General features: G+C 69.4%; 20 protein-coding genes and 10 pseudogenes. 14 read left to right on the forward strand and 16 right to left on the reverse strand.

Annotation, left to right across the window (positions count from 1 at the left end; translation table 11 throughout):
• From AB0L29_RS24780 to AB0L29_RS24795, 4 genes and pseudogenes are all read left to right on the forward strand, one after another.
• Positions 1–736, forward strand: a 736-nt coding sequence (locus AB0L29_RS24780) for an MFS transporter (RefSeq protein ID WP_365829954.1), incomplete at its 5' end; no start/stop codon positions are given.
• Positions 737–832: 96 nt separating this feature from the next.
• Positions 833–1,432: pseudogene (locus AB0L29_RS24785) on the forward strand (alpha/beta hydrolase fold domain-containing protein); the annotation flags it as partial.
• Between the two features lie 77 nt (positions 1,433–1,509).
• Positions 1,510–1,674, forward strand: a pseudogene (locus tag AB0L29_RS24790) (sensor histidine kinase); the annotation flags it as partial.
• Between the two features lie 56 nt (positions 1,675–1,730).
• Positions 1,731–2,268 (forward strand): annotated as a pseudogene (locus AB0L29_RS24795) (response regulator transcription factor).
• 52 nt (positions 2,269–2,320) lie between these two features.
• On the opposite strand, the gene AB0L29_RS24800 reads toward AB0L29_RS24795, so the two are convergent.
• Positions 2,321–2,917: a TetR/AcrR family transcriptional regulator gene (locus AB0L29_RS24800; protein WP_365829955.1), complete on the reverse strand. Its 597-nt coding sequence runs from the start codon at positions 2,915–2,917 to the stop codon at positions 2,321–2,323.
• 1,141 nt (positions 2,918–4,058) lie between these two features.
• Here AB0L29_RS24800 and AB0L29_RS24805 point away from each other — a divergent pair.
• Positions 4,059–5,081, forward strand: a complete 1,023-nt coding sequence (locus tag AB0L29_RS24805; RefSeq protein WP_365829956.1) for a GNAT family N-acetyltransferase — start codon at positions 4,059–4,061, stop codon at positions 5,079–5,081.
• 334 nt (positions 5,082–5,415) lie between these two features.
• Positions 5,416–6,136: pseudogene (locus tag AB0L29_RS24810) on the forward strand (IS6 family transposase).
• Between the two features lie 292 nt (positions 6,137–6,428).
• Here the strand turns inward: AB0L29_RS24810 and AB0L29_RS24815 are convergent.
• From AB0L29_RS24815 to AB0L29_RS24845, 7 genes and pseudogenes are all read right to left on the reverse strand, one after another.
• Positions 6,429–7,031 (reverse strand): TerB family tellurite resistance protein, encoded by a 603-nt coding sequence (locus AB0L29_RS24815; RefSeq protein WP_365829957.1) that lies wholly within the window; start codon positions 7,029–7,031, stop codon positions 6,429–6,431.
• Positions 7,032–7,229: 198 nt separating this feature from the next.
• Positions 7,230–7,766, reverse strand: a complete 537-nt coding sequence (locus AB0L29_RS24820; protein WP_365829958.1) for a hypothetical protein — start codon at positions 7,764–7,766, stop codon at positions 7,230–7,232.
• Positions 7,750–8,242, reverse strand: a pseudogene (locus AB0L29_RS24825) (RNA polymerase sigma factor). Before AB0L29_RS24825 ends, AB0L29_RS24820 begins: the two are co-directional and overlap by 17 nt.
• Entirely contained in the window at positions 8,239–8,859 is a 621-nt protein-coding gene (locus AB0L29_RS24830; protein ID WP_365829959.1) for a class F sortase, read from the reverse strand. Before AB0L29_RS24830 ends, AB0L29_RS24825 begins: the two are co-directional and overlap by 4 nt.
• Complete coding sequence (locus AB0L29_RS24835) at positions 8,856–9,191, reverse strand: sortase-dependent protein (RefSeq protein ID WP_365829960.1); 336 nt, start codon at positions 9,189–9,191, stop codon at positions 8,856–8,858. The genes AB0L29_RS24830 and AB0L29_RS24835 overlap by 4 nt, the downstream gene beginning before the upstream one ends.
• Positions 9,192–9,207: 16 nt before the next feature.
• Positions 9,208–9,291 (reverse strand): annotated as a pseudogene (locus tag AB0L29_RS24840) (IS5/IS1182 family transposase); the annotation flags it as partial.
• Positions 9,292–9,391: 100 nt separating this feature from the next.
• Positions 9,392–9,805 carry a hypothetical protein gene (locus AB0L29_RS24845; protein ID WP_365829961.1) on the reverse strand — a complete coding sequence of 138 codons (414 nt, stop codon included), beginning with the start codon at positions 9,803–9,805 and terminating at the stop codon, positions 9,392–9,394.
• A gap of 422 nt (positions 9,806–10,227) precedes the next feature.
• Here AB0L29_RS24845 and AB0L29_RS24850 point away from each other — a divergent pair.
• Positions 10,228–11,096, forward strand: a pseudogene (locus tag AB0L29_RS24850) (IS5 family transposase).
• Positions 11,097–11,292: 196 nt separating this feature from the next.
• Here the strand turns inward: AB0L29_RS24850 and AB0L29_RS24855 are convergent.
• Positions 11,293–12,231: an AraC family transcriptional regulator gene (locus tag AB0L29_RS24855; RefSeq protein WP_365829962.1), complete on the reverse strand. Its 939-nt coding sequence runs from the start codon at positions 12,229–12,231 to the stop codon at positions 11,293–11,295.
• 104 nt (positions 12,232–12,335) lie between these two features.
• On the opposite strand from AB0L29_RS24855, the gene AB0L29_RS24860 reads away from it, so the two are divergent.
• Positions 12,336–13,274, forward strand: coding sequence for an MBL fold metallo-hydrolase (locus AB0L29_RS24860; RefSeq protein WP_365829988.1), 939 nt, complete (start codon positions 12,336–12,338; stop codon positions 13,272–13,274).
• A 389-nt stretch (positions 13,275–13,663) separates the two neighbouring features.
• Here AB0L29_RS24860 and AB0L29_RS24865 read toward each other — a convergent pair.
• Positions 13,664–14,138, reverse strand: a pseudogene (locus AB0L29_RS24865) (HNH endonuclease); the annotation flags it as partial.
• Between the two features lie 68 nt (positions 14,139–14,206).
• Here AB0L29_RS24865 and AB0L29_RS24870 point away from each other — a divergent pair.
• Positions 14,207–14,925 (forward strand): annotated as a pseudogene (locus tag AB0L29_RS24870) (IS6 family transposase).
• 461 nt (positions 14,926–15,386) lie between these two features.
• Here the strand turns inward: AB0L29_RS24870 and AB0L29_RS24875 are convergent.
• On the reverse strand, positions 15,387–16,310 hold the full coding sequence (locus tag AB0L29_RS24875) for an AraC family transcriptional regulator (RefSeq protein WP_365829963.1): 924 nt from the start codon (positions 16,308–16,310) through the stop codon (positions 15,387–15,389).
• Between the two features lie 80 nt (positions 16,311–16,390).
• On the opposite strand from AB0L29_RS24875, the gene AB0L29_RS24880 reads away from it, so the two are divergent.
• On the forward strand, positions 16,391–17,230 hold the full coding sequence (locus AB0L29_RS24880) for an NAD(P)H-binding protein (RefSeq protein ID WP_365829964.1): 840 nt from the start codon (positions 16,391–16,393) through the stop codon (positions 17,228–17,230).
• A 149-nt stretch (positions 17,231–17,379) separates the two neighbouring features.
• On the opposite strand, the gene AB0L29_RS24885 is transcribed toward AB0L29_RS24880, so the two are convergent.
• Positions 17,380–18,570 carry an ISAs1 family transposase gene (locus AB0L29_RS24885; protein ID WP_365829965.1) on the reverse strand — a complete coding sequence of 397 codons (1,191 nt, stop codon included), beginning with the start codon at positions 18,568–18,570 and terminating at the stop codon, positions 17,380–17,382.
• Positions 18,571–18,864: 294 nt separating this feature from the next.
• Between AB0L29_RS24885 and AB0L29_RS24890 the strand changes: the two genes are divergently transcribed.
• From AB0L29_RS24890 to AB0L29_RS24900, 3 genes are all read left to right on the forward strand, one after another.
• Positions 18,865–19,005: an HTH domain-containing protein gene (locus AB0L29_RS24890; protein ID WP_365829966.1), complete on the forward strand. Its 141-nt coding sequence runs from the start codon at positions 18,865–18,867 to the stop codon at positions 19,003–19,005.
• A gap of 733 nt (positions 19,006–19,738) precedes the next feature.
• Positions 19,739–20,272 (forward strand): hypothetical protein, encoded by a 534-nt coding sequence (locus AB0L29_RS24895; protein WP_365829967.1) that lies wholly within the window; start codon positions 19,739–19,741, stop codon positions 20,270–20,272.
• Between the two features lie 302 nt (positions 20,273–20,574).
• Complete coding sequence (locus tag AB0L29_RS24900; protein ID WP_365829968.1) at positions 20,575–21,231, forward strand: hypothetical protein; 657 nt, start codon at positions 20,575–20,577, stop codon at positions 21,229–21,231.
• Positions 21,232–21,369: 138 nt separating this feature from the next.
• On the opposite strand, the pseudogene AB0L29_RS24905 reads toward AB0L29_RS24900, so the two are convergent.
• A pseudogene (locus AB0L29_RS24905) lies at positions 21,370–22,178 on the reverse strand (IS5 family transposase).
• A 40-nt stretch (positions 22,179–22,218) separates the two neighbouring features.
• A complete protein-coding gene (locus AB0L29_RS24910) occupies positions 22,219–22,614 on the reverse strand; it encodes a hypothetical protein (RefSeq protein ID WP_365829969.1) in 396 nt (131 codons plus the stop codon).
• A 419-nt stretch (positions 22,615–23,033) separates the two neighbouring features.
• Here AB0L29_RS24910 and AB0L29_RS24915 point away from each other — a divergent pair.
• Positions 23,034–23,863, forward strand: a protein-coding gene (locus AB0L29_RS24915; RefSeq protein ID WP_365829989.1) for an IS5 family transposase whose coding sequence is annotated in 2 segments (ribosomal slippage) — positions 23,034–23,369 and positions 23,372–23,863 — 828 coding nt in all. Because the reading frame shifts where the segments join, the coding sequence is not laid out codon by codon here.
• A 113-nt stretch (positions 23,864–23,976) separates the two neighbouring features.
• On the opposite strand, the gene AB0L29_RS24920 is transcribed toward AB0L29_RS24915, so the two are convergent.
• Both AB0L29_RS24920 and AB0L29_RS24925 read right to left on the reverse strand, forming a co-directional pair.
• The gene (locus AB0L29_RS24920; protein ID WP_365829970.1) at positions 23,977–24,651 is read right to left on the reverse strand and encodes a 4'-phosphopantetheinyl transferase superfamily protein; all 675 of its coding nucleotides are present in this window, start codon (positions 24,649–24,651) and stop codon (positions 23,977–23,979) included.
• 55 nt (positions 24,652–24,706) lie between these two features.
• Positions 24,707–25,399: an SUMF1/EgtB/PvdO family nonheme iron enzyme gene (locus tag AB0L29_RS24925; protein ID WP_365829971.1), complete on the reverse strand. Its 693-nt coding sequence runs from the start codon at positions 25,397–25,399 to the stop codon at positions 24,707–24,709.
• Positions 25,400–25,587 lie beyond the last annotated feature (188 nt).

Raw genomic sequence — 25,587 nt, forward strand, 5'->3', positions numbered from 1 at the left:
GAATCCTGCACACCCCCTCAGACCGGCCACGCACGATCGAGCTGACCTCCTGACCCCCTGTGCGGCACGGCCTGACCCCGTGCCGCACAGGCTCTTTCGCCCAGGCATTACAGGCAGCGCCTCGCCTGCTGCGAAACGAACGGATCCGGCACGAAACGCTGCCAGGACCGCTGAACACCTGCTGTCCGCTCTCGGGTTCTGGCTCGCTTTCCGTGATGCGCGCCGGCTGGGCATCGGCCCGCTCGGCGCAGGCCTGACGATGCTGCCGCTGGCCGTCTCGCTGATCGCATTCTCGATGCTCGTGCCTCGTCTGCTGGGCCGCTGGGGAGCACGCGCGTGTGTCCTTGCCGGCATCGGGTTCACCGCGGCCGCGATGGCCGCGATCGGGCTCGGCTCGGTCCTGCAGGCAGACGGGGTGGCGATGATCCCGGCCATGATTCTGATCGCGGCCGGGATGGGGTTCGGCATCGTGGGGCTGCAGTACGTCGCAGTCAGCGGCGTCACCGAGGACGACGCCGGGACCGCCTCGGGCGTCCAGCGCGCGGCTGACCAGTTGGGCGGTGCGACCGGGGTAGCAGTCTGCGTCGGGATCGGGTTCGCTCCGACCCTGCACTCCCTCGATCCGTTCCTGGTCGCCACCCTGCTGGCCGTCGTGGGGCTCGTGACCGGTGCGGTCGTGGCCTGGCGTATGCCCGCGCCTGTCCCCGCGGAGGACCTGCAGGAACACGCTGGATGACCTTCGCCCTGCCGGGGTGTGCCGCCCTGACTACCAGGGCGGCACACCCCGACGGGGCTTGCTGGTCAACGTTCTCCACAGCCGAGCGAAGGTCACGTGCCCGTCCTGTCCTCATCCATCACCGACCCGTTGTGGGACCAGTTCCAAGCCCTCCTGCCCAAGCGGGAGGCGGCCGCTCATCCGCTGGGCTGTCACCGTCCCCGTATCCCCGACCGGATCGCGCTCGACAAGCTTCTGGCCCGCCTCGTGCTCGGAGGCACCTACCACCAGCACGCCGACCACACCTGCTCGGCAACCACGATGAGGGCCCGGCGGGATGAGTGGATCGCCATCGGCGTCTTCAAGCGGCTGCACCAGCTGGCCCCGGAGGCTTACGACGAGGCCATCGGCCTGGACCTCGAGCATCCGTTCCCGGCTGGTCCGGAAGACAACCTGAGCGCTTACCGGGACCTCCTCGACAGCGGCCTGGACCCATCCGCCATCGCGTTCGCCGGGGACTCCGCCGGCGGCGGCTACTCGGTCACCACCGCCCTGGCCGCCCGCGACGCGGGGCTTCCGCTGCCCGCCGCGATCGTGCCCTTCTCCCCGGGCTTGGACGCCACCCGGACCGGGGAGAGCATGACGACCAAGGACGGCATCGACCCGATTTTCACCCGCGAGGCCGTGATGCACACCGGGGCCATGTACCTCGCCGGGTAGAAGTTTCCCGGGCGGCTGCCGGCTCCCGTGAATCCGCCGCGTACTTCGCTGTCGCCGAAGCACTGGCGAACGCGATCAGACACGCGGGCGCCCGGCGCATCGCGATCAGTCTGGCCTACCGCACCGACGGCGGAGGCCTGCTTGTCCTCCGCGTGCGCGACGACGGTCGCGGTGGAGCCCGTGTCGAGGGCGGGACCAGGCTGCGGGGCATCGAGCGGCGCTTGGCCGCGTTCGACGGAACCCGGACCGTCAGCAGCCCGGACGGCGGACCCACCGAAGTGAGGATGTCACTGCCGTGCGCGTTGTCCTGGTCAAGGACCTCACCCTCCTGCGGGACGGACTCATCCGGATCTTCGAAGCCTACGGTTTCGAGTCGTCGAGGCCGTCGGCAACGGCCCCTCACTCGTACGGGCTCTCAGACAACACCGTCCCGACGTGGCCGTGATCGACGTGCGCCTGCCCCCGACCTTCACCGACGAGGGACTGCGCGCCGCGATCGGCCATCTCCTGAAGGAACGAGTCTCGGACGTGGGGAACTTCATCGACACCGTCCGGCGGGTCGCGGACGGCGCGACGTGATGGACCCCGAGACGGCAGCTTCGCTGCTGGCCCGCCACGATGCCGACGAGCCGCTCGGAACGCTATCTCCCCACGAGCGTGAGGTGCTGTCCCTGATGGCTGAGGGCCGCTCGGTCGCCGCGATCGCCGCCCGCATGTTCGTGACGGAGAAAAGCCGTGAGCAAGCACTGCAACGGCATCTTCAACTCGGACTCCAGCAGGCGGCAGAGGACAACCGACGTGTCCTTGCCGTCCCGGCTTACTTGCAAGGGTGAGCGCGGGGTTCGGGCGGCGCCCGTGCGGTTGCGCTTCTTGGCCAGGGAACCGTCACGCGTGCAGGAGCCGGCGGGTCACCGTCGTGGTGATGTCTAGGGGCTCGAGGCTGCGGTGGATCTTGGCCATGACGCTGGCCCCGAGCCACATGTCGTACAGGATCCGGGCCGTTTCCAGCGGCGTGTCCTCGATCGTGACAGATCCGTCCGTGAGGCCGGCGGAGATGGCTCGCTCCAACCGGCCGACGATCGCATCCGTCCCCTCCTTGAGCGCGAGGCGCATCGACTCGGAAAGGTCGGACACCTCGGCCCCCAGTTTCACGGCGAGACACCTGCCCTGGCACTCGCCGACGCTCTGGGTCTCACGCCACACCTTCCAGTAGTCCATCAGGCGCTCGGCTGCGGACCGACCGGGCGCTGTCAGGACGCGGTCCATGTCCGCGAGGTAGTCGTCGAAGTAGCTCTTCAACAGGGCTTCGCCAAAGGCGTCCTTGGAGGGGAAGTGATGATAAAAGGAGCCCTTGGGCACGCCGACCTCCGCGAGCACCTCATTGAGGCCGACCGCCGAGTAGCCCTTGTGAGCCATGATCCTCTGGGCGGCATCGAGAATGTTCTGACGGGTTTCGGTGCTTCGTGCCGCGGTTCCTGGCATGCTTGCCATTCTACCTTGCATTAGACCAGTCGTCTACTTACCGGGCTCGCTCCGGTGGGTCGTTCGTCGCCTGACACGGGCAGACGCAGGACGCGATGGGAGGTCCGGGCCGCGGCGGTCGAATTGCTCAGGCTTGTGGTCTGCGGCGTCCCTGTCCATGACGGTTCTCGGAGGTACGTGGAACCATCGAGGCTCTGGTACTCGCCGCGAGGCGCGAACCGCTCGGCGAGCGGAACGGCGACCGGGGCATCGACATCCCGTAAAGTGCTGGTCATAAGCACCGTCCTACCAGTGCTGTAGCGGTCAGCACAGGAACTTGAGGGTCAGCGCGCATTGCGCGCGACGGGGATTTTTCCCGCCGGGCGACAGCGACACCGTCTTCTGTGGGGTGGCTGGCAATTGGATGCCGGGTATGGGATGACGTAGTCAGGCGGGGATGTCCTGCCGAAGACGCGCTCGTCTCCCGCAACTGCTGTGAGTCCGGTGACCGTGCCCGGGCCGGCGGTGGCCGGCCCGGGCACGAGGGCGTCACCAGGTGATGACGCCTGCCCCATCACCGCCCTTGGCGCCTGCGGCCCCGTTGTGGCCGGAAAGTCCAGGCTTTCCGGCCAGGCCAAATCCACTTCTCGCCCTTGGCGTTGCCGACGTCGGGTTCCCGTTCGCCTCCTTGGCCACCGTTTTCGCCGGCACCGTGGGACATGCGCTACGGCCGGGGCGCCGCCGGGGCCGGAGGCGCCCCGGCCGCCGCACGGCCATCCCGTGGGACGACACCACCCGGCAGCCGGACGCCGAGCGGAAACCGGGCAGCAGATGCCGGAACTGGGACTCGCTCAGTCCGAAGTCGATGACGTTGCGGCCCGGCTTGCCGGATAAGGCGTCGATGTGCGCGTACTCCAGCCCCGGAACATTCGATCCGGAGCAGCGTTCATTCCACCCCGGCCTGCCATTCGCGAGGTTGACTCGCTCGGTGATCGCGGTTCGGGATGTTCCCGTCCGGGTGAATTCAGGTTTGATGCGTCGATTCGCCGTTCTGGTGACGTGATCATGTGGCTACAGGTGGCGTGCAGAGCGCCCGGAGGGGAAGAAGGCGATCTTGAATTTCATGGTGCGTGTGCTGGAGGGGGCCGCTGCCGGCGCTTTCATGGCGTCGTCGTGGGCGGATCTGTACCGGCGGGACTCGCAGGCGACCCCCTACCAGTCACCGCCGTGGCTCACCGGGTGGGCGCACCAGCTCCCGCCCACCTCGCGCCTGGTCGTTGCCCTGTGTGAGGGGCCTGCCCGGCAGGTCCTGGCCGCTGTGCCGCTGGTCTGCGACCATGCGGGCGCCCGACCGCGGACGGTCGCCCTGTCGGCGCCGATGGGGGAGTACGTCCGCGCCGTGGGCCCAGCAGCTGAGGACCCGCAGGTGGCGGAGGCTCTCGCCCGGTACCTCGAAGGGCTGGCATCTGACGGCCAGCACGTCGATATCGCGGGCCTGCCCGCAGACAGTGCCCTCGCCCGGCACCTCACCTCCACCGGCCCCGCCGTTGCGGGGCACTGGCACACCAGCGTCACCGACTGCGCCGAGATTTCCTTACCCCTTGCCTATGAGGAGATGTCCCGCTCGACCCGACGTGATCACAAGCGACGCCAACGCGCCTGGGACGAACTCGCCCAACGCCACAAGGTGACCTACCGGCGCACCCGCGACAGTGACGAACTGCTCCCCGCCTACGCGGTCCTGGCTCGCCTGCACGCGCGCCGCTGGGCCGGCCACACGCCGCCTGCCGGCTCGCCCCATGCCCCCGGCGCACCCTACTGGCCGGCCGTGCTTGAGCGCTGCGGCGCCAACACGGCGTTCATCGCCACCCTCGCCGTGGACGACGAGATCGTCGCCGCCCAGCTCTGCCTGACACGACACCGCCGGGCCTACTCCGTGGTGCCGGCCATAGACCCTCTTCACAAGGACCTCGCTCCCGGCCACGCCCTCCTGCGCCACCTCGCACAGGATCTGACCACGGCCGGATACGAGTACCTCGATCTGGGCCGCACCGTCCCGGGCCAGCACGCCTACAAGGACCAGTACCGGCCACGCTGGAGTAATACCGTCTCCGCCGTCAGCGCACCAACGGCGTGCCTCGAAGTGCCCGACGAACTTGCCCGGCCCACCGCAGAGCCTGTCTGAAACGTGTGCCCCACCCTGCACCCGGGTGGGACCTCAGTCACGGCCCGCAGCGGCGGTTGGCACGGGGGCGTGTCTTCCTGCTGCGCTTCGGACTGAGCGGCGCGGGCACCGTAGTCGCGTCCTCGAGTCGGCTGCGGCACTCGCCGTGGCTGACTGACCGATCTGCAACGGACACCCGGGGGGCCGACAGCCGGCGGGCGGCGAACACGGACTCGAGCGCGGCCCGGCGCCGCCGATACGGCCAACTGGTCGTGTCGGCCCCGGACAGCCGCATCAGATCCAACGCGACGAAGGGCACTGTCACGTTGGCTGACCGGGCTGGGAGGGGTTGTGCGTGGGGAGCGCGTCGCTGTCGCACAGGGGGCATCGGTACCCGGTCGAGGTCGTCTCCCCTTGCGTGTGGCTGTACTTCCGCTTTCCGCTGTCGTTTCGCGAGGTGGAGGAGTTGATGCTCGAGCGTGGGATCGTCGTCTCCCACGAGACGGTGCGCCGCTGGTGTGCCAAGTTCGGACAGCGGTACGCAAGCGCGCTGCGCCGTCGGCAGCTCCGCCCTGGTGACGAGTGGTATCCGGACGAGGTCTTCGTCAAGATCAGCGGTGCGCAACGCCACCTGCGGCGGGCCGTTGACCGGAACGGCTACGTGTGGGACATCCTGGTGCAGAACCGCCGGGACAAGGCCGTGGCCAGGCGTTTCCTCCGCAGGCTGATGAAGAAGAACGGCGCGGTGCCGCGGGTGATCGTCCCCGGCAAGCTCCGCTCCTACGGCGCGGCCCATCGCGAGGTCATGTCCTCGGTGGAACATCGCCCGCACAAGGGTCTGAACAACCGGGCGGAGAACGGCCACCAGCCCACACGGCAACGCGAGCGCGCGATGAAGGGAATTCCGCTCGGTAGGCGGGGCGCAGCGGTTCCTGTTCGCGTTCAGCGGCCTTTCGCCCCACTTCCGGCCCCGCCGCCACCTGATGAGCGCGCACGGCCACCGAACCGAGATGGCCACCCGCGTCGCCATCGGGGGCCAGAGCACCGGCACTGCCGGCCGGCCCGCCACGGCCTGAACACAAGACCGGACCGCAAGCCCGCCCACACCCCCCGGCACGCCAACAGACCTTCACCCGCACGGCCCGCACCTCCGCGCTCCTGCCGGCCGCCGACGCCGTCATCGGCACGACGGCCCGCCTCGCGGTGGACGCCCTGCGCGCCCGCTGCAACCCACCCGGGCCCGGGCGGGGCACGCGAGCCCGGCTGCCGTATGGGCTGGCGCCCGGCCCAGTCGCATCGACTCGCCCAGGTCCCGGGCGGGGACTCGCGCCGGCTCGGTCGTACGGACTGACGCAGGGCCGCCCGGGATCAGAGCTGGAATTCGGCCGGGGACAGCCCCAGTGCCGCGCAGGCCTCGCGCAGGACCTCCGCCTCGGCCTGGGAGAAGTGGCCGTCCGCGCCGGCGACGACCATGCCGGTCTGGATGACGGCCCGGGCCTCGGTGGGCTTCTTGGCGGCCTTGGCGATCTCCTGCAGCGCCTCCGCCTTGCCGTGCTGGAAGTTTCTCGTCAGCTGGTCCACGTGCTTGCCGAAGCGCTGGCGCAGCTGCTCCGGAGGGAAGTTCTGCAGCACGTCGTTGCTCAGGATCATCGATTCGACCTGCTGGCGCTCGGCCGGGTCCACGTGCCCGTCGGCCGCCGCGACCAGGGCGCACATGGCCATGCTCGCGTCCCGGTACGCCCCGCTCTTCAGCTCGTTCTTCAGCGAACCGAGCTGCGTCTTGAACAGGCCGATCAGCTGGGCCTTGCCGCCCCCGCCGGACCTCGCCCCACCGCCGTGCCCGCCGGACCTCGCCCCACCGCCGTGCCCGCCGGTCGCGCCGGCCACGCCGTGCCCGCCGGTCGCACCACGCCCCGCCTGACCCTGCTGCAGAGCCTTGGCCTGGTCCTTGAGCCGGTCCCACACTGCCATCGCCGTCACCTCGGTATTCGTCAGCCTCAAAGGGCGCACCCGCTCACGCGCGCACACCCTCCCAACGCCCGGCCCTCAGGCAAAAGTTCCGCAAACCCTCCACCACCCCGCGCTCCCACCCGATGCGCTCACCCGGCGGCTCCCTGCCGGCCCGGCCACCGGCAGCCCTGGACCTCGTAGCCCTGCGTTCTCCGGGGGCTACCTCCTGTCGGCGGCCGGTTCCTCCGTCGGGGCCGGGCGTTCCGCGGACGGGACGGGCCGGACCGAAGTCGGTGCCGGGGAGGGGGAGTCGGTCGTGGGGCGGGTGCTCCCGGCGGCGCGGGTGGCGTTCGTGCGGGGGCTGCTCGGCCGGAACTCCGCGACGCGGGGGGTGTCGTCACGGGGGGCGGACGTCCTGGAGCGCTCCGGGGCGGGGTCCGGCGCGGAGGGGGAGGGCGCCGGGGTCGCGGGGGCCCGTGCCGGAGGCGGCGGGGCCATCGGGACCGTCGGGCGGGCGGGCGCCTCGGACGCGCCCGGGCGCAGCGACAGGACGACCACGGCGGCCGCGGCGCAGCACAGGCCCGCCCCGGCCGCGGCGCGCAGCAGCCGTCGGCGGGCCGCGCGGCGGCGGACCGCCTCGTACCGGCCGGGCGGCGCGCCCAGGTAGTCCGGGGAAGAGGGGCGCAGGATCACGGCGAGCGGGTCGTCGGGGCTGGACTCCGGCTCGTCCGCGGCGTCGTCAAGGCGTGTGGTCAAGGCTTCTCCTCAGATGGACGCGGAGCAGTTCCCGGGCCGCGTGCAGATCGGCTTTGACGGTTCCTTCCTTGCGCCCGGTCAGGGCGGACACCTCCCGGACCGGCATGTCAGCGTAGTAGTGGAGGAGGATCGGGACGCGCAGCCGCTCGGGCAGCGCCTGCACGAGCAGCCGCACCGACGGGTCGGCCTGCTCGGGCTGGGGGCGCACGGCGACCTCCGAGGTGACGCGGTGCAGGGCCCGGCGCTCGCGTTCCAGCTTGCGCCAGTGGTCCCGCACGAGGTTGGCCGCGGTGACGTAGAAGGAACCCGCGGGGCTCCTCCACGGACGTCCAACGCGCCGACAGCCGGGTGAAGGCCTCCGAGGCGATCTCGTGCGTCGTCTCGTCGTCGTCGACGAGCCGGCGGCACCAGCCGGCGAGACGCGGGTAGAGGGCGGCGAACAGCTCGGACGCGTCCTTCTCGCGGGACCGTTTCAACGCTCTCCAGAGGTGGGGGATTCGGTGCCGTCCTGCGCGGCGAACACGATGACGTTGTCCGCGTATCCGTTGCCGGTCCGCGCTCCGCCGCAGGTGATCAGCCGCAGCTCCGGACGGCCGACGTTCCCGTAGACGTCGTCCACCGGGAAGTCGTTCTTCGGGACGGTCCGTACGGAGGTGGCGGCGAACCGTGTCGCCGTGCCGTTCGCCAGGCGCGCCTCGATCCGGTCTCCGGGGCGCAGCCGGGCCAGGTGGCGGAAGACGCCGTCGCCGTAGCGCCCGACCGTGACGTGGCCGAGGAACACCGACGGCCCGGTCCGGCCCGGTGCCGGCGAGTGCCGGTACCAGCCCGCCCGGTCGTGCGCCATGACCGGCGGCACCTGCACGGTGCCGTCCGCGGCCAGGCCCAGCGGGATGACCGGGGTGTCGACACCGATCGCCGGGATCAGCAACCGGACCGGCACGCCGCGGCCGCCCGCGGGGCGCGGCCCCCCGGCCTGCTGCCGCGGCGCCGAGGTGCCCGGGCCGGCCGGCTGCTCCGCCGGGCCGCCACCGCAGGCCGTCAGCAGGGACACCAGGGCCCCGGCTGTGAACGCGCGCCTGGAGAGCGGGGTCATGCGCCGGTCGTCCGGCGGCGTACGACGTAGACGGTGCCGCCGCCCACGAGGAGCACCGCGGCGGCGCCCGCACCGATCGCGGTGCCGTCGGTGCCCGAGTCCGCAGCCCCCGTCGTCACGCCGGTGTCGGGCGCGCCGCCCGGCATGACGGAGACCTGGTCGCGCGAAGGTGCGCGGGTGGGTTCGGGCTTCGGCGCCGGGCGGGCCGGGCGGGTCCGCCCGGCGGGCGCGGCCGGTGTGTCGCCCGCCTCAGGGTGGGTGGTCGGCTCGGCGGCCGATGGCACGGGGCTCGGGGTCGTCGCCCCGTCCGCGAACGCGGGCCCGGTGCCCATGAGTACGGCGGTGCCGGTCCTTCCACGCGGTGATCACCGGCTCGATCAACGACCACTGCTCGTCCGGTAAGTCACTCGGGTACGGCTTGCGTTCACTCACCCGGTCACAGCACCAGATCAACAAGCGCGGACCGGCAGATCCTGCCCCGCAGCCACACCATCAGGCGACAGCAGATCCACTCAAAGAGTCATGAACTCCGCTAAGAGCGTGATTCGCCCAAGCCGGGCGTCCCAAGACGGTTGAAGCCGGCGAGGCGCGGCGAGACGACGAAGGGGAAGGATTCGCCATCGGGGGTCTTCAGGGCCGCCACGATGTCATGGTCCGGTGCACCGAATATCTCGAAGTGCTGCACGGTGCAGTGCTCCATTACCTCGCGGATGTACGGATCCGAGAGCCTCCAGTGGGCGCGGATGGCATCGGAGTCGCGGTAGAGCTGGAAGCTGTGCGCCAGCATCCGCTCCTCGTCGATGAAGACCTCGACCATGAGCTGAGGGCCGTGCTCTTGAGCGAATGCCACCGCCTGCGCGATGGCGCGCCGGAAACCGTCGAGGTGACCGTCCGTGATGCGCATGGTATTGCGGAAGAGAATGGTGCTGCTGTTTGTGATCTCCATGCGCCGAGTGTTGCGCCTCAACCAAGGTTGAGGTCAAGGGTGCAGCCCAGCCGGGGAACCGGCGACGACACTGAGGCTGCCGATGATGCCCTGGCGGGCCGCCTCGCGCTCTCCTCCGGCACGGAGGACCGAGCAGCACCTCCCACCCGAGCTCAGCGTGAACCGAACATTAAGTTGCAAATCGACCCCTAAGAGGTCGTTTTCACCTGTAATGCATTAACATCGCCGGTTTTCTGTGGTGGGCTGGTGTGGTGTTGGTGAGGCTGCCGATCCGAGTGGGGCTCAAAGGCTGGATGAGATGACGGGTGGGGTTGGAGGCGGTTCGTGCCTGTTTCATTCCAGGACGCCTGATTGCGTCGCGTGCTTCCACAAGGCAGAACACGCGCCTGGGCGCACTCGTCTGCCGGCGGTACATCCAGGTCATGAGCGAACGTCGTGCGTATCGGAGTGATCTGTCCGATGCCCGCTGGGAGCTGGTCGAGCCGGTCCTGGCAGCCTGGCGATCCGAGCGCCGCCGCCGGGCCCTGCCGTTCGGGCGGCCGCCCGAGCACGAGCTGCGCGAGATCATGAACGCGATCCTGTACGTGGACCGCACCGGGGTGCAGTGGCGCTACCTGCCGCACGACTTCCCGCCCTGGGAAACCGTCTACGGCTACTTCGCCAAGTGGCAGAAGGACGGTGTGTTCGCCCAGATCAACGGCCTGCTGCGAGAATTGGTACGGCAGAAGGAGGGTCGCACTGCCCGACCCTCGGCGTGCGTCATCGACGCGCAGAGCGTAAAGACCTCCACCAGCGTCCCGGCCGCCGGGCAGGGCACGGACGCGGCGAAGAGGATCGTAGGCCGCAAGCGAAGCATCGTCACCGACACCCTCGGGCTGTTGCTGGCGGCGCTGGTCACCGCGGCAAGCGTGCAGGACTCCGACGCCGGCCAAACCCTTGTCGAACACATCGCCGCGGAGCATCCCACCGTCCGCAAGACCTGGGTCGACGGCGGCTACCGCCACCATCTCGTCGAACACGCAGCCACCCTCGGCATCGACATGGAAATCGTCCAACGCACCCCCGGCACCAGGGGATTCATCCCGCTGCCCAGACGCTGGACCATGGAGCGGACCTGCGGGTGGCCGATGCTCCACCGCCGCCTGGCCCGCGACTGCGAAACCCTGCCGCCCGCTCCGAAGCCATGATCCACCTCGCCATGACCGACCTCATGGCCCGCCGCCTCACCGGCGAGAACACCATCTCCTGGCGCGACCCCGCAAAGCCACACCAACCACAGATTCCGGGATGAAACAACGGGAGAAAACGACCTCTAAGACGCGTCGGCTTCAGTCAAGCCGCCTGACCCGGTCACGACCGGGCCGGCATCGGTGCCCGTTTGCAATGCTTCGTTGAGTGTTTATCCAGTCCAAAGGTACTGTGCACGCGACTGCGGTATGCCATTTCACCATGGCTGTGAGCGTCATCGCCCGACCGGGTTCCTGCTGTCAGTTTGTTTCGACGTCAGCGGATCGTCCCGCGGCCTGTGCTCGATACCGCCCCGGTGTGGTGCCGAACTCCCGTTGGAAGGCGTGTGAGAGCGCGTACGGGCTGCCGTAGCCGACTCGGCCGGCGATGGTGGCCAGGGTGTCCGGGGTGTCGCGGAGCAGGGTGGCGGCTCGGATCACGCGCCACCAGGTGAGGTACGCCATCGGAGGGCGGCCGACCAGGGTGGTGAACCGGCGCGCCAGGGTGGGACGGGATACGCCCGCCTCCGCCGCCAGACGGTCATTGCTCCACGGCGCGGCCGGGTCCGAATGCAGCGCCCGCAGGGCGGCGGCCGCCACCGGGTCGCCCAGTACGCGGGGCCAGGCTCCACTGGGGGCCTCGGTCATCCAGGCGCGGATCATGTAGACGAGGAGGAGGTCTAGCAGGCTCGGGAGCGCCACGCAGGAGCCGGGTCGCATCTCGTCCAGCTCACCGGCGAGCAGATCGATGGCGGCACGGAGTTCGAGGTGGCTGCCTACTCGACTGGGAAGGTGGACGACCTCAGGCAGCTCTGCCATGAGCGGGTGCATGCGGCTGCAGTCGAGCCAGTACTTACCGCAGAGCATCTCTGTCTCGTAGCGACCGGGCTGGGTTCGCGGCTCTGTCTCCACAAGCCATTGCTCGAACGGCACTGCCTTCTTCTTCGCAACTGCCGCATCGACCGGGAAACCGGCGATGACATGGCCTGTGCCATGGGGCAGCAGCACCGCGTCACCCACGCCGAGAGACGTGAGGGCGCCACCGTCGGTCAGTAGCCAGCAGTGGCCCGCGAGGACGACGTAGAAGCCCGCGCCGTCGTACGGGTCCAGTCGCGCGCACCAGCTCCCGCTTGTCCGCAGCCGGTGGAACCGGGGGTGCCCGAGGTGCACGGCAGAGATCGCATCGCTCACCACATCCATCCCTTCAGGATATGTGCCGCATGAAGGATGAGATGTATTCGTATTTTTTTGAGCTGGATGCATATCGAGACGATCGTCCGGCCTTTCTTAAGGTCGATCACGTGATGAAAGAGAACGAGAGTGTGCAGAGCATGGTGCTGGGAGACGTCGAGGTCATCCGGGTCGTCGAGTGGCACGAGCCGTTCCTGCCTGCCTCCGGCATGTTCCCGGGAGCTGCCGCCGATGTGTGGAAGGACAACGAGGACTGGCTGGCACCGGACCACTGGGAACCGGACAGCGACTTTGCGGTGCTTGCTTTGCAGAGCTGGGTGCTGCGCAGCGCGGGCCGGACCGTCCTGGTCGACACCGGAGCGGGGAACGGGCGCGAGCGACCGGGCATGAAACCGTTCCACCACGCCCAGAGTGATTTCCTCGGCCTCCTGGCGATGACCGGTGTCCGCCCACAGGATGTCGACGTCGTCGTCAACACCCACCTCCACGTCGACCACGTCGGCTGGAACACCGTCGACGCGGACGGGCAGTGGATACCGGCGTTCCCCAACGCCCAGTACCTCATTCCGGCCGCCGACGACTTCCACTACGGTCCGGACAACGCGTACGGGAACGGCGCGCAGCAGGTCGACCGCCTGATCTACGAAGACAGCATCGCGCCCGTCCACCAGGCCGGACAAGCCGTGCTGTGGGACGGCCTCCACCGCATCGACGAACACCTCATCCTGGAGTCCGCACCCGGTCACACCCCCGGCTCATCCGTGCTGCGACTCGCATCCGGCAGCGACCGGGCAGTCTTCGTCGGAGATCTGCTGCACAGCCCGGTGCAGATCCTGCACCCCTGCTGCAACAGCAGCGTCTGCCTGGCCCCGGAACAAGCGGTGGCCAGTCGCCGTCGGATTCTCGGGCGGGCGGCTGACGAACGGGAGTTGCTCGTTCCCGCGCACTTCGGTGGCGCAGGGGCCCTGGAAATACGACGGGACAGTGACGGGTTCGCCCTCGGCCCATGGGCAACAGCCAGCGGGAGGAACAGTGCGTCCGTCTTCGAGTGAGCCGTGACCTCACCCGCTCACCGCCCCGCCGTCCTCCGAAGCCCTCGGCAGACGGCGCGACCATCACCACCTGCGTCAGCCAGGGAGACCACGGGTGAGCGCACGACCATGAACACCATCCTCAAGGCGCTGCGCCAGCTCTTGAGCCGATAGCGGGGGCCGTTGACCGAGACCACGTCGCAGTGGCGGGCATGGTGGCGACAGGCGTGCTTGTGGAGGGGACAGTGTCCCCGGACCTCACCTGTTGCCCATGAGGGTGATCGTTCGGCGAAAAGCCTCATGGAGCTTTCCGCCGCATAGGCGACCGCCCTTCGCGACCACATCATGCTGCTCAGCCCCGCCCCGTCTACCTGCCGGGGCGGGACCGGGATGCCTCGGCGCTGCGCGCTCTAGTGGGCGGGTTCGTGGCTGACGGCCTGGTCGGAGCAGGCAGCGGCCAGATCGGCCAGGGCGACCCATTCGGCGGTATAGCGGCAGTGCACGTCGGCAGCGGGCGGCAGCCACTGGGCCGGGTCCTGGCCTGCCTTGGACCGGTTGGAACCGGCGGTGACCGCGACCAGCGACTGCGGGGCTCCCTGGTCGTTGGCGTAGGCCTCGCGGCGCTGAGCACTCCAGGCGAACGCGCCGAAATCCCAGACCTCGGCGAGGGGGACCAGGTGGTCGTTGTCCAGGCTCGAGGCGGAGGCCACCCAGATGGCGTCGTAGCAGGAGAACCAGCGCCCGCCCGTCAGGCGACAGCCTGCCCCCCACCGCCGGGGCCTCGACGGCCTCGTCGAGGAGGACCTCGGCGCGGGTGTGGCAGCCGTCGGCCGGATCGAGCCCGGTGTTCCAGTGGCGGAAGCTGTCCCGGCTGTAGCCGTCGCGGGGACGCTGTCACGTTGGCTGACCGGGTGGGATGATCTTCTGGTTGGTCGTGCTGGGAGGGGTCGTCCGTGGGCAGCGCACCGCCGTCGTACAAGGGGCACCGGTACCCGGTCGAGGTGATCGCGCACTGCGTGTGGCTGTACTTCCGCTTCCCGCTCAGCTTCCGCGAGGTCGAGGAGCTGATGCTCGAGCGCGGCGTGATGGTGACCCACGAGACGATCCGCCGCTGGTGCGCGAAGTTCGGGCAGTCCTACGCCAACGGCCTGCGCCGCCGCCAGCCCCGGCCCGGGGACAAGTGGCACCTGGACGAGGTCTTCGTCAGGGTCAACGGCGAGCAGCGGTACCTGTGGCGGGCCGTCGACCAGGACGGCAACGTGCTCGACATCTTGGTCCAGAACCGGCGGGACACCGCTGCGGCCAGGCGCTTCTTCCGTAAACTACTCAAGAAGACTTGCTCGGTGTCGCGGGTGGTGGTCACCGACAAGCTCCGTTCCTACGACGCGGCCCACCGCGAGGTCATGCCCTCCGTCGAGCACCGCTCGCACAAGGGCTTGAACAACCGAGCCGAGAACAGTCATCAGCCCACCCGGCAGCGTGAACGCGCCATGAAAGGCTTCCGCAGCGTCGGCGGAGCCCAGCGGTTCCTGTCCGCGTTCAGCGGCATCTCACCCCGCTTCCGACCCCGCCGCCACCTGATGAGCGCCCCGGCTACCGAGCCGAGATGGCCATCCGCTTCGCGATCTGGGATCAGATCACCGGCGCCGCCGGCCAGCCCGACAAGGCTTGAGCACCGGCCCGAAACCCGGCCCTCCCCACGCCCCGATACGCGGTCAGAGACCCACGCACCCGATAATGTGACAGCGCCCTCGTGCGGTCTGTGGCCGATGCCCTGCCAAAGCAGCTCGCCCCCCTGTCGTCCCCCCGTTGCGAGAGCCCGGTCGCCGCGGCGCCGCACACCACATCGTTGGAAGACTGCCCCGTCTGCGGCGATGCGTTGCTTTCTAAAGCCGCGCCGCTGTCGAGGCGGCACGGCGACTCCTCCTTCTGACTCGCTGGTGCCACCTCGCGGCCCAGGGCTTCGGCGTAGTCGCGTGACGTCCGGTTTGTGGTGACTGAGTGCTTCACCTGGCGGCTGCGAGCCCTTCATCTGGCGCGTTCCTGTGCCGGACATCGAGCGCGAATGCCTGCTTCTTCCTCATCGAGCACCACGGTCTTCGTGCCGTTGCAGGCGGCACCGGTTCCCTTGTCTCATTTCCCGAGCCTCTGGGTCGGCGCTGTGGCACGGTGCTCTGTCGGAGTGGTGCCGCGGAGGCGTTTGAAGGCGACGCTCAGCGCGAACGTGTTGGCGTAGCCGACCTTCCGGGCGATCGAGCCGACCGTGGCCTGCGTCTCGCGCAGCAGGTCGGCTGCCAAGTCGATGCGCCACGAGGCGAGGTAGGTCATTGGCGGTTGGCCGACTTGTGAGGTGAAGCGACGGGCGAGCGCGGCGCGGGACACTCCTGACTTGGCCGCCAGGTCCGCCACGGTCCACGGGTGGGCCGGATCGTCATGGAGAAGTCGCAGAGCATGGCCTACCACTGGGTCCTCCATTGCGCGATACCACGGCGGTGCGTGCGCTTCGGACTGGTCGAACCAGGCCCGCAACGTGGAGATGAGCATCAGATCCAGCAGCCGGTCGCGCATCACCTGCTGTCCGGGTTTGTCCCTGACGATCTCCTCGGCCACCAGATCCAGCAGCGGGCGGCGATAGTCGGCGTCGGGGATCACCAGCACGTCGGGCAGCGCGTGGAGCAGCCGTTCACTGATCTCGCCCCGGCCGGTGTAGGCGCCGCTGAGAAGGAGGGCTGAGCCGTCCGGACCTTCGCCGGTCTCGCCGCCGTTGGCGCCGCGAAGACAGTAATCGGTGCTGTTGATCACGACCTGCGGTGGGGTGGCCGGGTCGTCCGCGACCGTATACGGCGCCCGGCCGCGGATGATCGCGATGTCTCCGGTGCCGACCGGCACCGGCTCGCCTTCCGCCGGGACAATCCATGCCCGGCCGCGCAGCATCGTGGCCAGCGTCAGCGGTGAGCCGCTGGCAAACCGCAGGGACCACGGCCGGTTCATGACTGTCCGCCGGAACAGGGCACCCCGTGCCCTCACCCCGTCCAGCAGTTCGGAGAGCACATCCACGCCCCTACTGTAGACGCGTAGACATCGAAGTGAGTCTCCGAGCCATGGATCGTCTCGCGAGAAGCGTCTTGACTGGCCTCATGACCAAGCATCCGATTTTGGTAACTGGCGGCACGGGCAAGTCCGGCAGCCGGGTCGTGTCCCAGCTGCGAGCGCAGGGGGCTTCGGTCCGGGTGGCATCGCGCTCCGGCGAGCCGCAGTTCGACTGGCTCGACCGCGCCACATGGGACTCCGCGCTGGAGGGCGTGAAGGCGGTGTACCTCGTGCCGATCGACGGGGAGCTTCTCACCCGCCCCTTCATCGAGCGTGCCGTCCATCTCGGTGTCGAACGCGTCGTACTGCTGTCGGGGCGCGGTGTGGATGTGCCGGGATACTCCGGCGAGGCCAACATTGCCGGCGCCACACACGTGGACGGTGAGAGCGCGGTGCGCGACAGCGGTATCACGTGGACGATCCTGCGACCCGCCTGGTTTGCACAGAACTTCAGCGAAGGCATCTTCCTGGACGCGATCCTCGCCGGTGAGCTGAGGCTGCCGGCAGGGGACGGCGCGGCCTCCTTCGTCGATGCCGAGGACATCGCCGCAGTCGCGGTCGCAGCACTTGCCGAGGACGGCCACGGCGGGCAGACCTACGAACTCTCCGGGCCCCGGGCCCTGACCATCGCCGAAGCCATCGCCGAGATCTCCCAGGCCACCGGCCGTGACCTCCGCTACGTTCCGCTGTCCCCCGAAGAGTTCGTCGCTGAACTCACCGGGCAGGGATGGCCGTCCGCCGAGGCGGAGGACTACGCGGAGGCGGTGAGCCCGATCCGGCGCGGAATGGACAGCTACATCTCTGACGGAGTACAGCGCGCACTCGGCCGGCAGCCGCGTGACTTCTCCGACTACGTGAAAGCGTCCGTCGGAGCGTGGCGCGACTGACCACAGAACCGCATCGCCAGCAACAAAAGCGATCCGCTGACCGCCTGCCGCCCAGAACGCCAACCTGGCTCACACCCCCATACGAGAGCCGGAGGGAAGGAGAGCGACGACATCAGCATCTACGAGCCGAACCCGAAGCACCGCAGTGATCATCCGAGGCTGAGGAGTGCGAGGGGGCGATGAGGGTCGCGGGCGTTGTGGCGGAGGCCGGCTGCGATGTTCTTCGCTCCGACTGCCCGTAGGGCTCCTATGGCGAGGTTGCGCCAGGTGGCCATGGCGCGGGGTGTGTTACCGGTCCGCACCTGCGAGGCGTCCTCGGCGAAGGTGGTGTCGCGGATGTAGTGCAGGGTCTCGATCGTCCAGTGGCCGCGGACGAGTCGAGCGAGCTGGGCCGGGGTGGCCTGCTCGGCGGACAGGCTGGCGACGGCGTAGACGGTCTTGACGGTGGTCTTGCCGGTCTTGCGATCGGTGCGGCGACGCTTGATCTGGACGGCCTGGCGGGCGCCGGGGAAGAGGAGGTTGTTCACGGTGGCGACCTTGATCCGACGGATCTCCGAGCGGCCGTGGCCGACGCCCTTGGTGCGGCCCTGAAGCGGGATGTCCTTCCAGGGAAGGGCCTTGAGCTGTCTGCGCAGCTTCTTCTGGTTGCCCTTGACGATCACGATGTAGTGGGCACCCCGGCCCAGTAGGTAGTCGGCGTGGTCGCGCTGGGAGTGCATCGCGTCGCTGGTGACCACGACTCCGGCCAGGTCGGCGACGGTATCCAGCAGCGGCTGGAAGCAGGTGATTTCGTTGGTCTTCTCGCCGACGTCCAACTGGACCGGGACCAGGCCGGTGGTGTGCTCCAGCGCGGCGAGCAGGTGGATCTTGCGGCCTTTCGCCTTCGCCGCACCGCGCAGGCTCTTGCCGTCCACTGCCAGGCCGCGCAGCCCGGCGGTCCCCGTCGGCTTCGGGCGACGATCGGCGAGCCAGCGCCCGACCGCTCGGTCCAGCGCGTCGCCGTCGGTGCGGGCTAGCAGTCGGCGGACGGTTGTCTCAGCGGGCAGGGCCCGCTTGGGCAGGAGCGGATCGGGACGGGCGCCGACCTGTCCTAGCACGTGCGCCGGGGCGTCGGCGATCCACTCGCCGACCGCTAGCAGCGATGTCGCTCCGGCCAGCACGGCACACGCGGTCAGGGCGAGCACGACAGCCAGGCGGTGGCGCACCCCGCGCGCATCACGCGGGTCGGGCACCTCGGCCAGCCGCTCCAGCAGCCCCGGGACCTCCTCGAACCGCACCTCGGAGTGCTTGTGGAGCTGGTCAAATGCAGGCGGGATCAGCGATGACGTGTCGGCAGGCACGGTCTTCCACTCGGATCACGGGGCGTCAGACTCCATGATCCTGGAAGCCCGGCCTGTCACGTTCGGGGTTGCGCTGCTGACCTGGCAGATCGCCAGGAACCGGACGTGACGCAACTACGCCGACGCCCTGCCTCGCGGCCCCCAACACGCCCGCTCGGCGATGTCGGTGAAGGTCATTACAGACCCAAGACCCGCTGACCTGCGTCGTCACACCCTTCGACGATCATGGACGGCTTCGCCCGTGCGGAGCGTGCCCTGTTCACCCGGCCCGCGCCAAAATCCGCGCGAGCCCGGATGAAATTCCTGCGCACGCGAGAGAAGGGCTTCATCAAGACCCTGGCGGAGAGGCTGGGTGTCTCCCGTAAGACGGTGCAGCGCTACCTCTCGGGCACCTCCACCAAGCCGAATAAGCGGCTCCAGCAGGCCCTGGTCTAGGAGACCGAGTCGGAGGGGCAACCACAGGACAGGGCACAGGCAAGGCAGCGCGCGACCACCTCGGGCGGGCTCGTCATCAAGTTCTGGGCCACCCTCGGCTTCACCGCGAACGAGTCCGCGGACGACGCCCGGATGCGGGACCTCACCATCGCCGTGTCACCCTCCCACGCGGCCCTCATCCTGGCAGCACAGGAGGAGGGTGCAACGGGACACCGATCTCCATGAGGCGGTCGAGGAGGCCATCGCGGACGCCTACTTCCGTCAAGCCGGGGGCGGTTGCGCGAGCGTGGAGGTGAAATTCCGGGACGTGCAGTAGCTCGAAATCGAGTTTTGGCTGAGCGGAATTAAACGACTGCGATAGACCTGCCTTGAGCCGAAGCACGATAGTTGTCGCATAGGCAGGCTTGTTGCCACCAGCCGGTCGTGGACGCTCCGGCTGGGCTCACGCCGAACAGCCCGGGCTTGCCCGCTGGCCCTGCTCGACCTCACCCGTGCGGGCAAGGTCGAGCACCAGGAACAACAAGCCCCGTCTGGACACGCCATGCCACGGGCCCGGGGGATCAGCATGACACCCCCAGGGCACGCCCATGGGGACGAGCTGTTCAACGACGTCGTGACCCCGCTGACTGCGGCACCTCTCCAGCATGCCGACGGATTTTCGCGCCAGCTTCGGGAGAAACAGGACCTTGTCGATTGGGTCCCAAGTGGCTGTGGCACCTGAGACCCTGTGGGGGTGGATCAGGGGATCGCTGCGGTTCTGGGGGCGGCTGTTGGTGTCCTAGGCACGCTGGGGACGGCTGTCGCGACGTACGGTGCTGCAAGCAGACAGGCACGGGACCAAGCAAAGGCGACTCACGCGCAGCGCTTACGTGACGAGCGACGCGAGGCGTACCTGTCCTTTTTAGAGGGTGTCACGCATGTCGAAAAGGCGCTCCAGATGATTGAGCCGCTGGTCGTTAGCGGCGATCCGGCAGGCATCAATCAACTGGCGTTGAGCGATGCGATAGGCCATCTGCAGGCTGCCGAGACTGCGTACACGCTCCACTACAGGAAGGTGCAGCTTGCGGGACCAGCGAAGGTCGCAGAATCGGCGCTTCAGGTCTGGGAGGCGGTGGCCTCCTTCTACACAGGCATGCGGAGTAACGCCACAGCCCCGCTGTCGCAGGAGAATGCCCGCCGCATCTTGACGTTGGCCAAGAAGGTGGCAGCGGCGGACGCTGAGTTCCTGAAACAGGCGCGGGGGATTCTCGAAGAGCCGACCGCCTAGGTTCTGCCTGTTGGCCGGTCGTGACAAGTAGCTTGCCTTATCGGTGATATCTGGAGTGCCTCAAGCAATGAGACTGGCCAGATCACCCTACGTCGCTGATGACAACCAGCGTGCTTCGGCACATGTCTGTGACCGTCGCGAGCGATGCGCGGCGACCCGATATCCCGTCCCTTTCCCGTGACGATTGAGAGGCCCGTGTAAGTACCCCCGCTCCCCGCTCCCGCCGCCGCCCCCGCGTTCCCGTCCCCGGTGCGGCCGCGCATCGCCAGCCGGTCGACCAGGCGAAGGTTGGCCGCCGTGCGGTGCGTCGGCGCGCCGCCGGGATGGCCGCCACCGAGGCCGCGGCCGCGCTCGAGGACGCCCGGCTGCAGCAGCACATGGACCGCGACCGCGAGGACCTGGCCGACGACGAACGCAGTCCAGCCGAAGTCGGCGAGTGCGAGCGCATCACGCAGCTGCTCACCGCCACCGGCGGCGTCTACGACCCGGAGACCGACGCCGTCGTCCAGGACGAGCTCGCCGCCGACCGGCGAGCCGAGGAATCCGAGCAGCAGCGCCTCCAGGAGCAGCAGCAGCTCGCCGCCCGCGCCGACGAACTCGTCGCGCTCGCCCGAGCCGGCCGACTCGACCGGAGCGTGGAGACCCGGTCGGGAGACGAGGCCGCCCGCGACATCCTGTTTCACCGCGGCGACTACCACCCGGTGGTCGACGGCTGGCTGGCGCAGGCCCTCGCCGACCGCTCCGGCCACTACGCCGACCCGGCCGCGCGTACGGCGGCCGCCGGCTCGCTGCCCGTGGCGGTGCGGGCCCACGCCGTCCTGCTCGCCGCGCTCGCCCGCACCGCCGTCCGCACCGCCGCCCCTGCCGCCGACGGCGAGCCGGGCGACGGGAGTTGCCTCGATAAGCTGGGAACTGTCCGTGCTGCTCATGTCCGTCTCCACGTGCTGGGCGATGGCTGAGACGGTTAGGGGGATAGGAGGGCTCTGCTACGGACGGGGCCCGCCGTCGCGCTTGTCAGACCGCAATGAACAGCTGGGGCAGCTCCGTCAGCTGGTCGACGGTGTCTTGGTACTGCTCTGCGGGAATTAGACGCCGTTTCATTTGGTGAGTCGGCGGTAGCTGATGAGGGCTGCGGCGATGCCGACGAAGGCCAGGAAGTGCTCGGCCTTGCGCTCGTAACGGCGGTGCAGCCTTCGGCAGCCGGCCAGCCAGGACACGGTCCTTTCGACAACCCAGCGGTACCGGCCGAGCCGGGTGGAGGACTCGATGCCCTTGCGGGCGATGCGGTGGCGGATGCGACGCTCGCGAAGCCATTTCCGCAGGTGATCGTAGTCGTAGCCCTTATCGGCATGGAGCTTGGCCGGACGCCGGCGGCGCGGGCCCCGGCGGGAGCGGACGGGCGGGATCCCACGCACGAGCGGCTGCAGGCCGAGGCTGTCGTGCAGGTTGGCGCCGGAGATCCCCAGCGACAACGGTACGCCGTTTCGGTCGGTGATGAGGTGAATCTTCGATCCCGGCTTGCCACGGTCGGTCGGATTCGGTCCGGTCAGTGGCCCCCGTTTGCCGCCCGGACGCTGACGGAGTCGATCGCGCACCGCGACCAGTCCAGCTCACCCCGCACGCCGAATTCGTCGAGGATGACCCGGTGCAGCCGGGCCCGCACCCGCTCCCGGCTCCACTGGGCGAAGCGCCGGTAGACGGTGGGCCAGGCCGGCCCGAACACCGGCGGCAACTGCCGCCAGGTGCAGCCCGAGGTGGCCACGAAGATGATCGCCGCCAGACATTCGCGGTCCCCGGCCCGTCAGCGGCCGCCGCCCTGCGGGCGTATGACCTCCGTCGGCGGGGCCACCCGCCGGAACAGCGTCCACAACTCGTCCGGCACCAACCGCTCGACCAGAACCGTCATGCACCGCTCAACGAACGATCAAGCCAATAGAAACGGCGTCTTAGTGCCGTCCAGTTGTTTCCGCACCGCGAACAGCTGAGTCCGAAGAGGCAGCGGTGAGCTGTTCCAGGAAGGGGAACATGTCCCACTCGTCGATTCGCCGCCGCAGCGCGGCCTGCGCCGGTGTGTCCGGCATGAGCAGTCCGTGCATCACATACAGCGCGTAGAACCAGCGCAGGCCGAGGAGCACGGTCCGCGCCCGCACGAGCTCCTCATCATGGACCTGCCTCACCACCCCCACCGCACCCACGTGCTGCTCCAACGGCCCCCAGTCCACTGGCGGTACCTCGCCCCGCTCGGCCGCGCCCAGCATCTGTGCCCAGTCCTCGACCGTCAGGTCGAACATGCCGAGCGCGGCCAGCGCCTCGGCCAGCGCGTCCGCCCCGACCTCCTGCACCCCAGGCTGATCGCGGCGACCAGGTGCACCATGCCCGTGGAGTCCGGCCCCTCGGCCTCCACCGGTACGTCCTCGCCGGCTTCGAGGGCCGCGCGCACCAGGGCGGGGTTCGCCGCTGCGCGGCACCACGAGCCGCTCGGCGGCCGCATACAGCGCATCCTGCCCCTCCTCACCTGCCCCGGCCGCGCTGTGAGCCAACTCCACCAGCCGCTGTGACACCGACCTCTCCAGCACCCACACCAGAGCCTGACGCACGGCGCCGACCGGGGGCTCCGGCACCGCAGAAGAGGTCACCCCGCTTCACAATCCACTCGTTCCTGGCCAGGGCGGTCGCCTAGAGTTCGACCGCTAGCGCGTGTCTCTTTGATGGGTTGGTCAGTTGATCGGATGTGTCCGTCCGATTAGTGATCACCGATGCGATGTGGGACCGGATCGAGCCGCTGATGCCGGCGGATCCGGTCCGTGGGCGGCGATGGGCCGACCACCGTCGCACTCTTGAGGCCATCGCGTGGAAGTACCGCACCAACTCGCCCTGGCGGGACCTGCCCGACGAGCTCGGCTCTTTCCAGACCGCTCACAAGCGGCTGATCAGATGGGCCGTGGACGGCACCTTGGAGATGATCCTCGCCGCCGTCCTGGCGGCGGCGGACGTCGAGGACGACATCGACTGGACGGTATCGGTCGACTCCACCGTCGTCCGGGCCCACCAGCACGCTGCCGGAGCACTCAAAAAGGGGCGGCCCGCTCCGGCGAGCCCGCCGATCACGCGCTCGGACGCTCCCGCGGCGGGCTGAGCACCAAGGTCCACCTGGCCGCAGACAGCCGCGCACGGCCCCTGGCCTTCACCATCACAGCAGGCCAGGCAGGTGACGCACCCGCCTTCGAGACGGTGATGTCCCGCATCCGCGTGCCCCGCACCGGCCCGGGCAGGCCCCGCACCCGGCCCCTGGCCGTTCTGGCCGACCACGCGTATTCCTCACGCGCCATCCGCAGCCACCTGCGGCGCCGGGGTATCCGTGCGGTCATCCCGCAGCCCTCCGACCAAGTCGGCCACCGCCTGCGGCGAGGCCGGCTCGGTGGCCGTCCGCCCGGCTTCGACAGCGAGGCCTACAAGCAGCGGAACACCGTCGAGCGGTGCATCAACCGCCTCAAGCAGTGGCGCGGCCTGGCCACACGAACCGACAAGCTCGCGATCGCCTACCAGGCCGCACTCCACCTCGCGGGCATCCTCATCTGGACCCGACGCTGACCAAAGAGACAGAACCTAGACGTCCCCGACTCGTGCGGGTCGCGCTGTCGAGCCGGCGGCCCTTGCGTGTGGCGCAGCCGGGGTGCCCGCGCTGTGGCGCGAGGGCCTGGTGGTCACCGTCCCGTCGTGCGCCGCAGGGCGATCGCGGTGAGCAGTATGCCCTGGCGGGAGAGCCACCGGCCGGTGAACCCCTCGATGCGTTCTCCGTCGGGGGAGGTGCCCAGGACGAGCAGTCGCGCGGAGAAGGTGCCCGAGGCGGGGTCGATGGTGATGTCCGCCTCGGCGAAATCGAGTTCGCGCCGGGTGAGCGGGAACCAGGTCTTGAACACCGCCTCCTTGGCGCTGAACAACAACCGGTCCCAGCAGGTTCCGGGAGAGGACTGCGTCAACGCCCGCACCCGCGCCCGTTCCTGGGGCAGCGAGATGAACTCCAGCAGGCCCTTCGACAGGGGAAGGTCGGGCTCGGCGTCGATGCCGAGCCCCGCGAACGCGGCGGAGCGGGCGATGGCGGCGGCCCGGAACCCGGGACAGTGGGTCAGGCTGCCGACGATGCCGTCGGGCCACACCGGTGCGCCGCGCACACCCGACAGCACAGGCGCCGGCGGCATGCCCAGTTCGCTCATGGCGCGGCGCGCGCACAGGCGGACGTTCGCGTATTCACGTCGGCGCTTCGGCTGGGCCCCCGCCACGGCGGCGGCCTCCTGCGGGTACAGGGCGGTCAGCGCCGCGTCGTAGTCGACGAACGTGCTGCCCGTCCCGACGGCCGAAGGCAACAACTCCTCGATCATCACACCACCCCGCGTTTCCGCCGTCGTTCCCGGCCTCTCCCACCCCGCTCCGCGCTCACAGCGAGCGGGCGAGCCTGAACCCGAGGTCGTCGATGGCGAGGGTCGGGTGGCTCTTGCGGCGGCACGACGCCCGGCACCCCCGGGGCTCGTCGAAGAAGCCACCGCCCCGGAAGACGCGGTACGGGCCGTAGACCCGGGGGTCGTAGACGTCCCAGCACCACTCCCAGACATTGCCGATCATGTCGTGGAAGCCCCACTCGTTCGGCTTCCGCGTGGCGACGTCATGCGGCTCGCCCCCGGAGTTCCCGCGGTACCACGCGATCTCGTCCAGCTCCCCGTAACGGACGTCCGAACTCCCGGCCCGGCAGGCGTACTCCCATTCCGCCTCGGTCGGAAGGCGGTAGCCGTCGGCCGCCCAGTCGCAGACCACGTCCTGCGCGTCACGGCTGTCGCCCATCGAGTAGCAGGGTTCGAACCCGGCCGCCCGCGAGAAGAGGTTGCAGAACCGGATGGCGTCGTTCCACGAGACCTCCGTCATCGGCGTCCTCGGCCCCGCGGCGTTTCCCGGCGTCTCGCCCAGCACGGCGGCGTACAGCTCGCGGGTGACCGGAGTCGGCGCCAGCCGGAAGGCGGCTACCTCGACCGCCCAGTCCGTCATCGTGCCCTCGTCCCGCAGCACGATCTTCCCTGCGGGCAGGTCGATCAAGGGATCGGCGGCCGGCCGGCGCAGCGTTGATTCACGGCTCATCGCAGCCCTACTCCTACACATTCGTTCGTGTCCTCGACGAGCGATCGCCGTCAGGGCACGCGCAGACGTCCTCGCGGACCCGTCGCCCCGTCCAGCCGGACGACGGGTACGACGGGTCCGGTGTTTCTCGCCGCGTTCGTCCTGGTCGGCCGCGCATCACACCCGGTTGCCATCGCCCCCGCAGTCTG

Origin of the sequence: Streptomyces sp. NPDC052701 (assembly GCF_040678355.1) — a bacterium.
Taxonomy (GTDB): domain Bacteria; phylum Actinomycetota; class Actinomycetes; order Streptomycetales; family Streptomycetaceae; genus Streptomyces.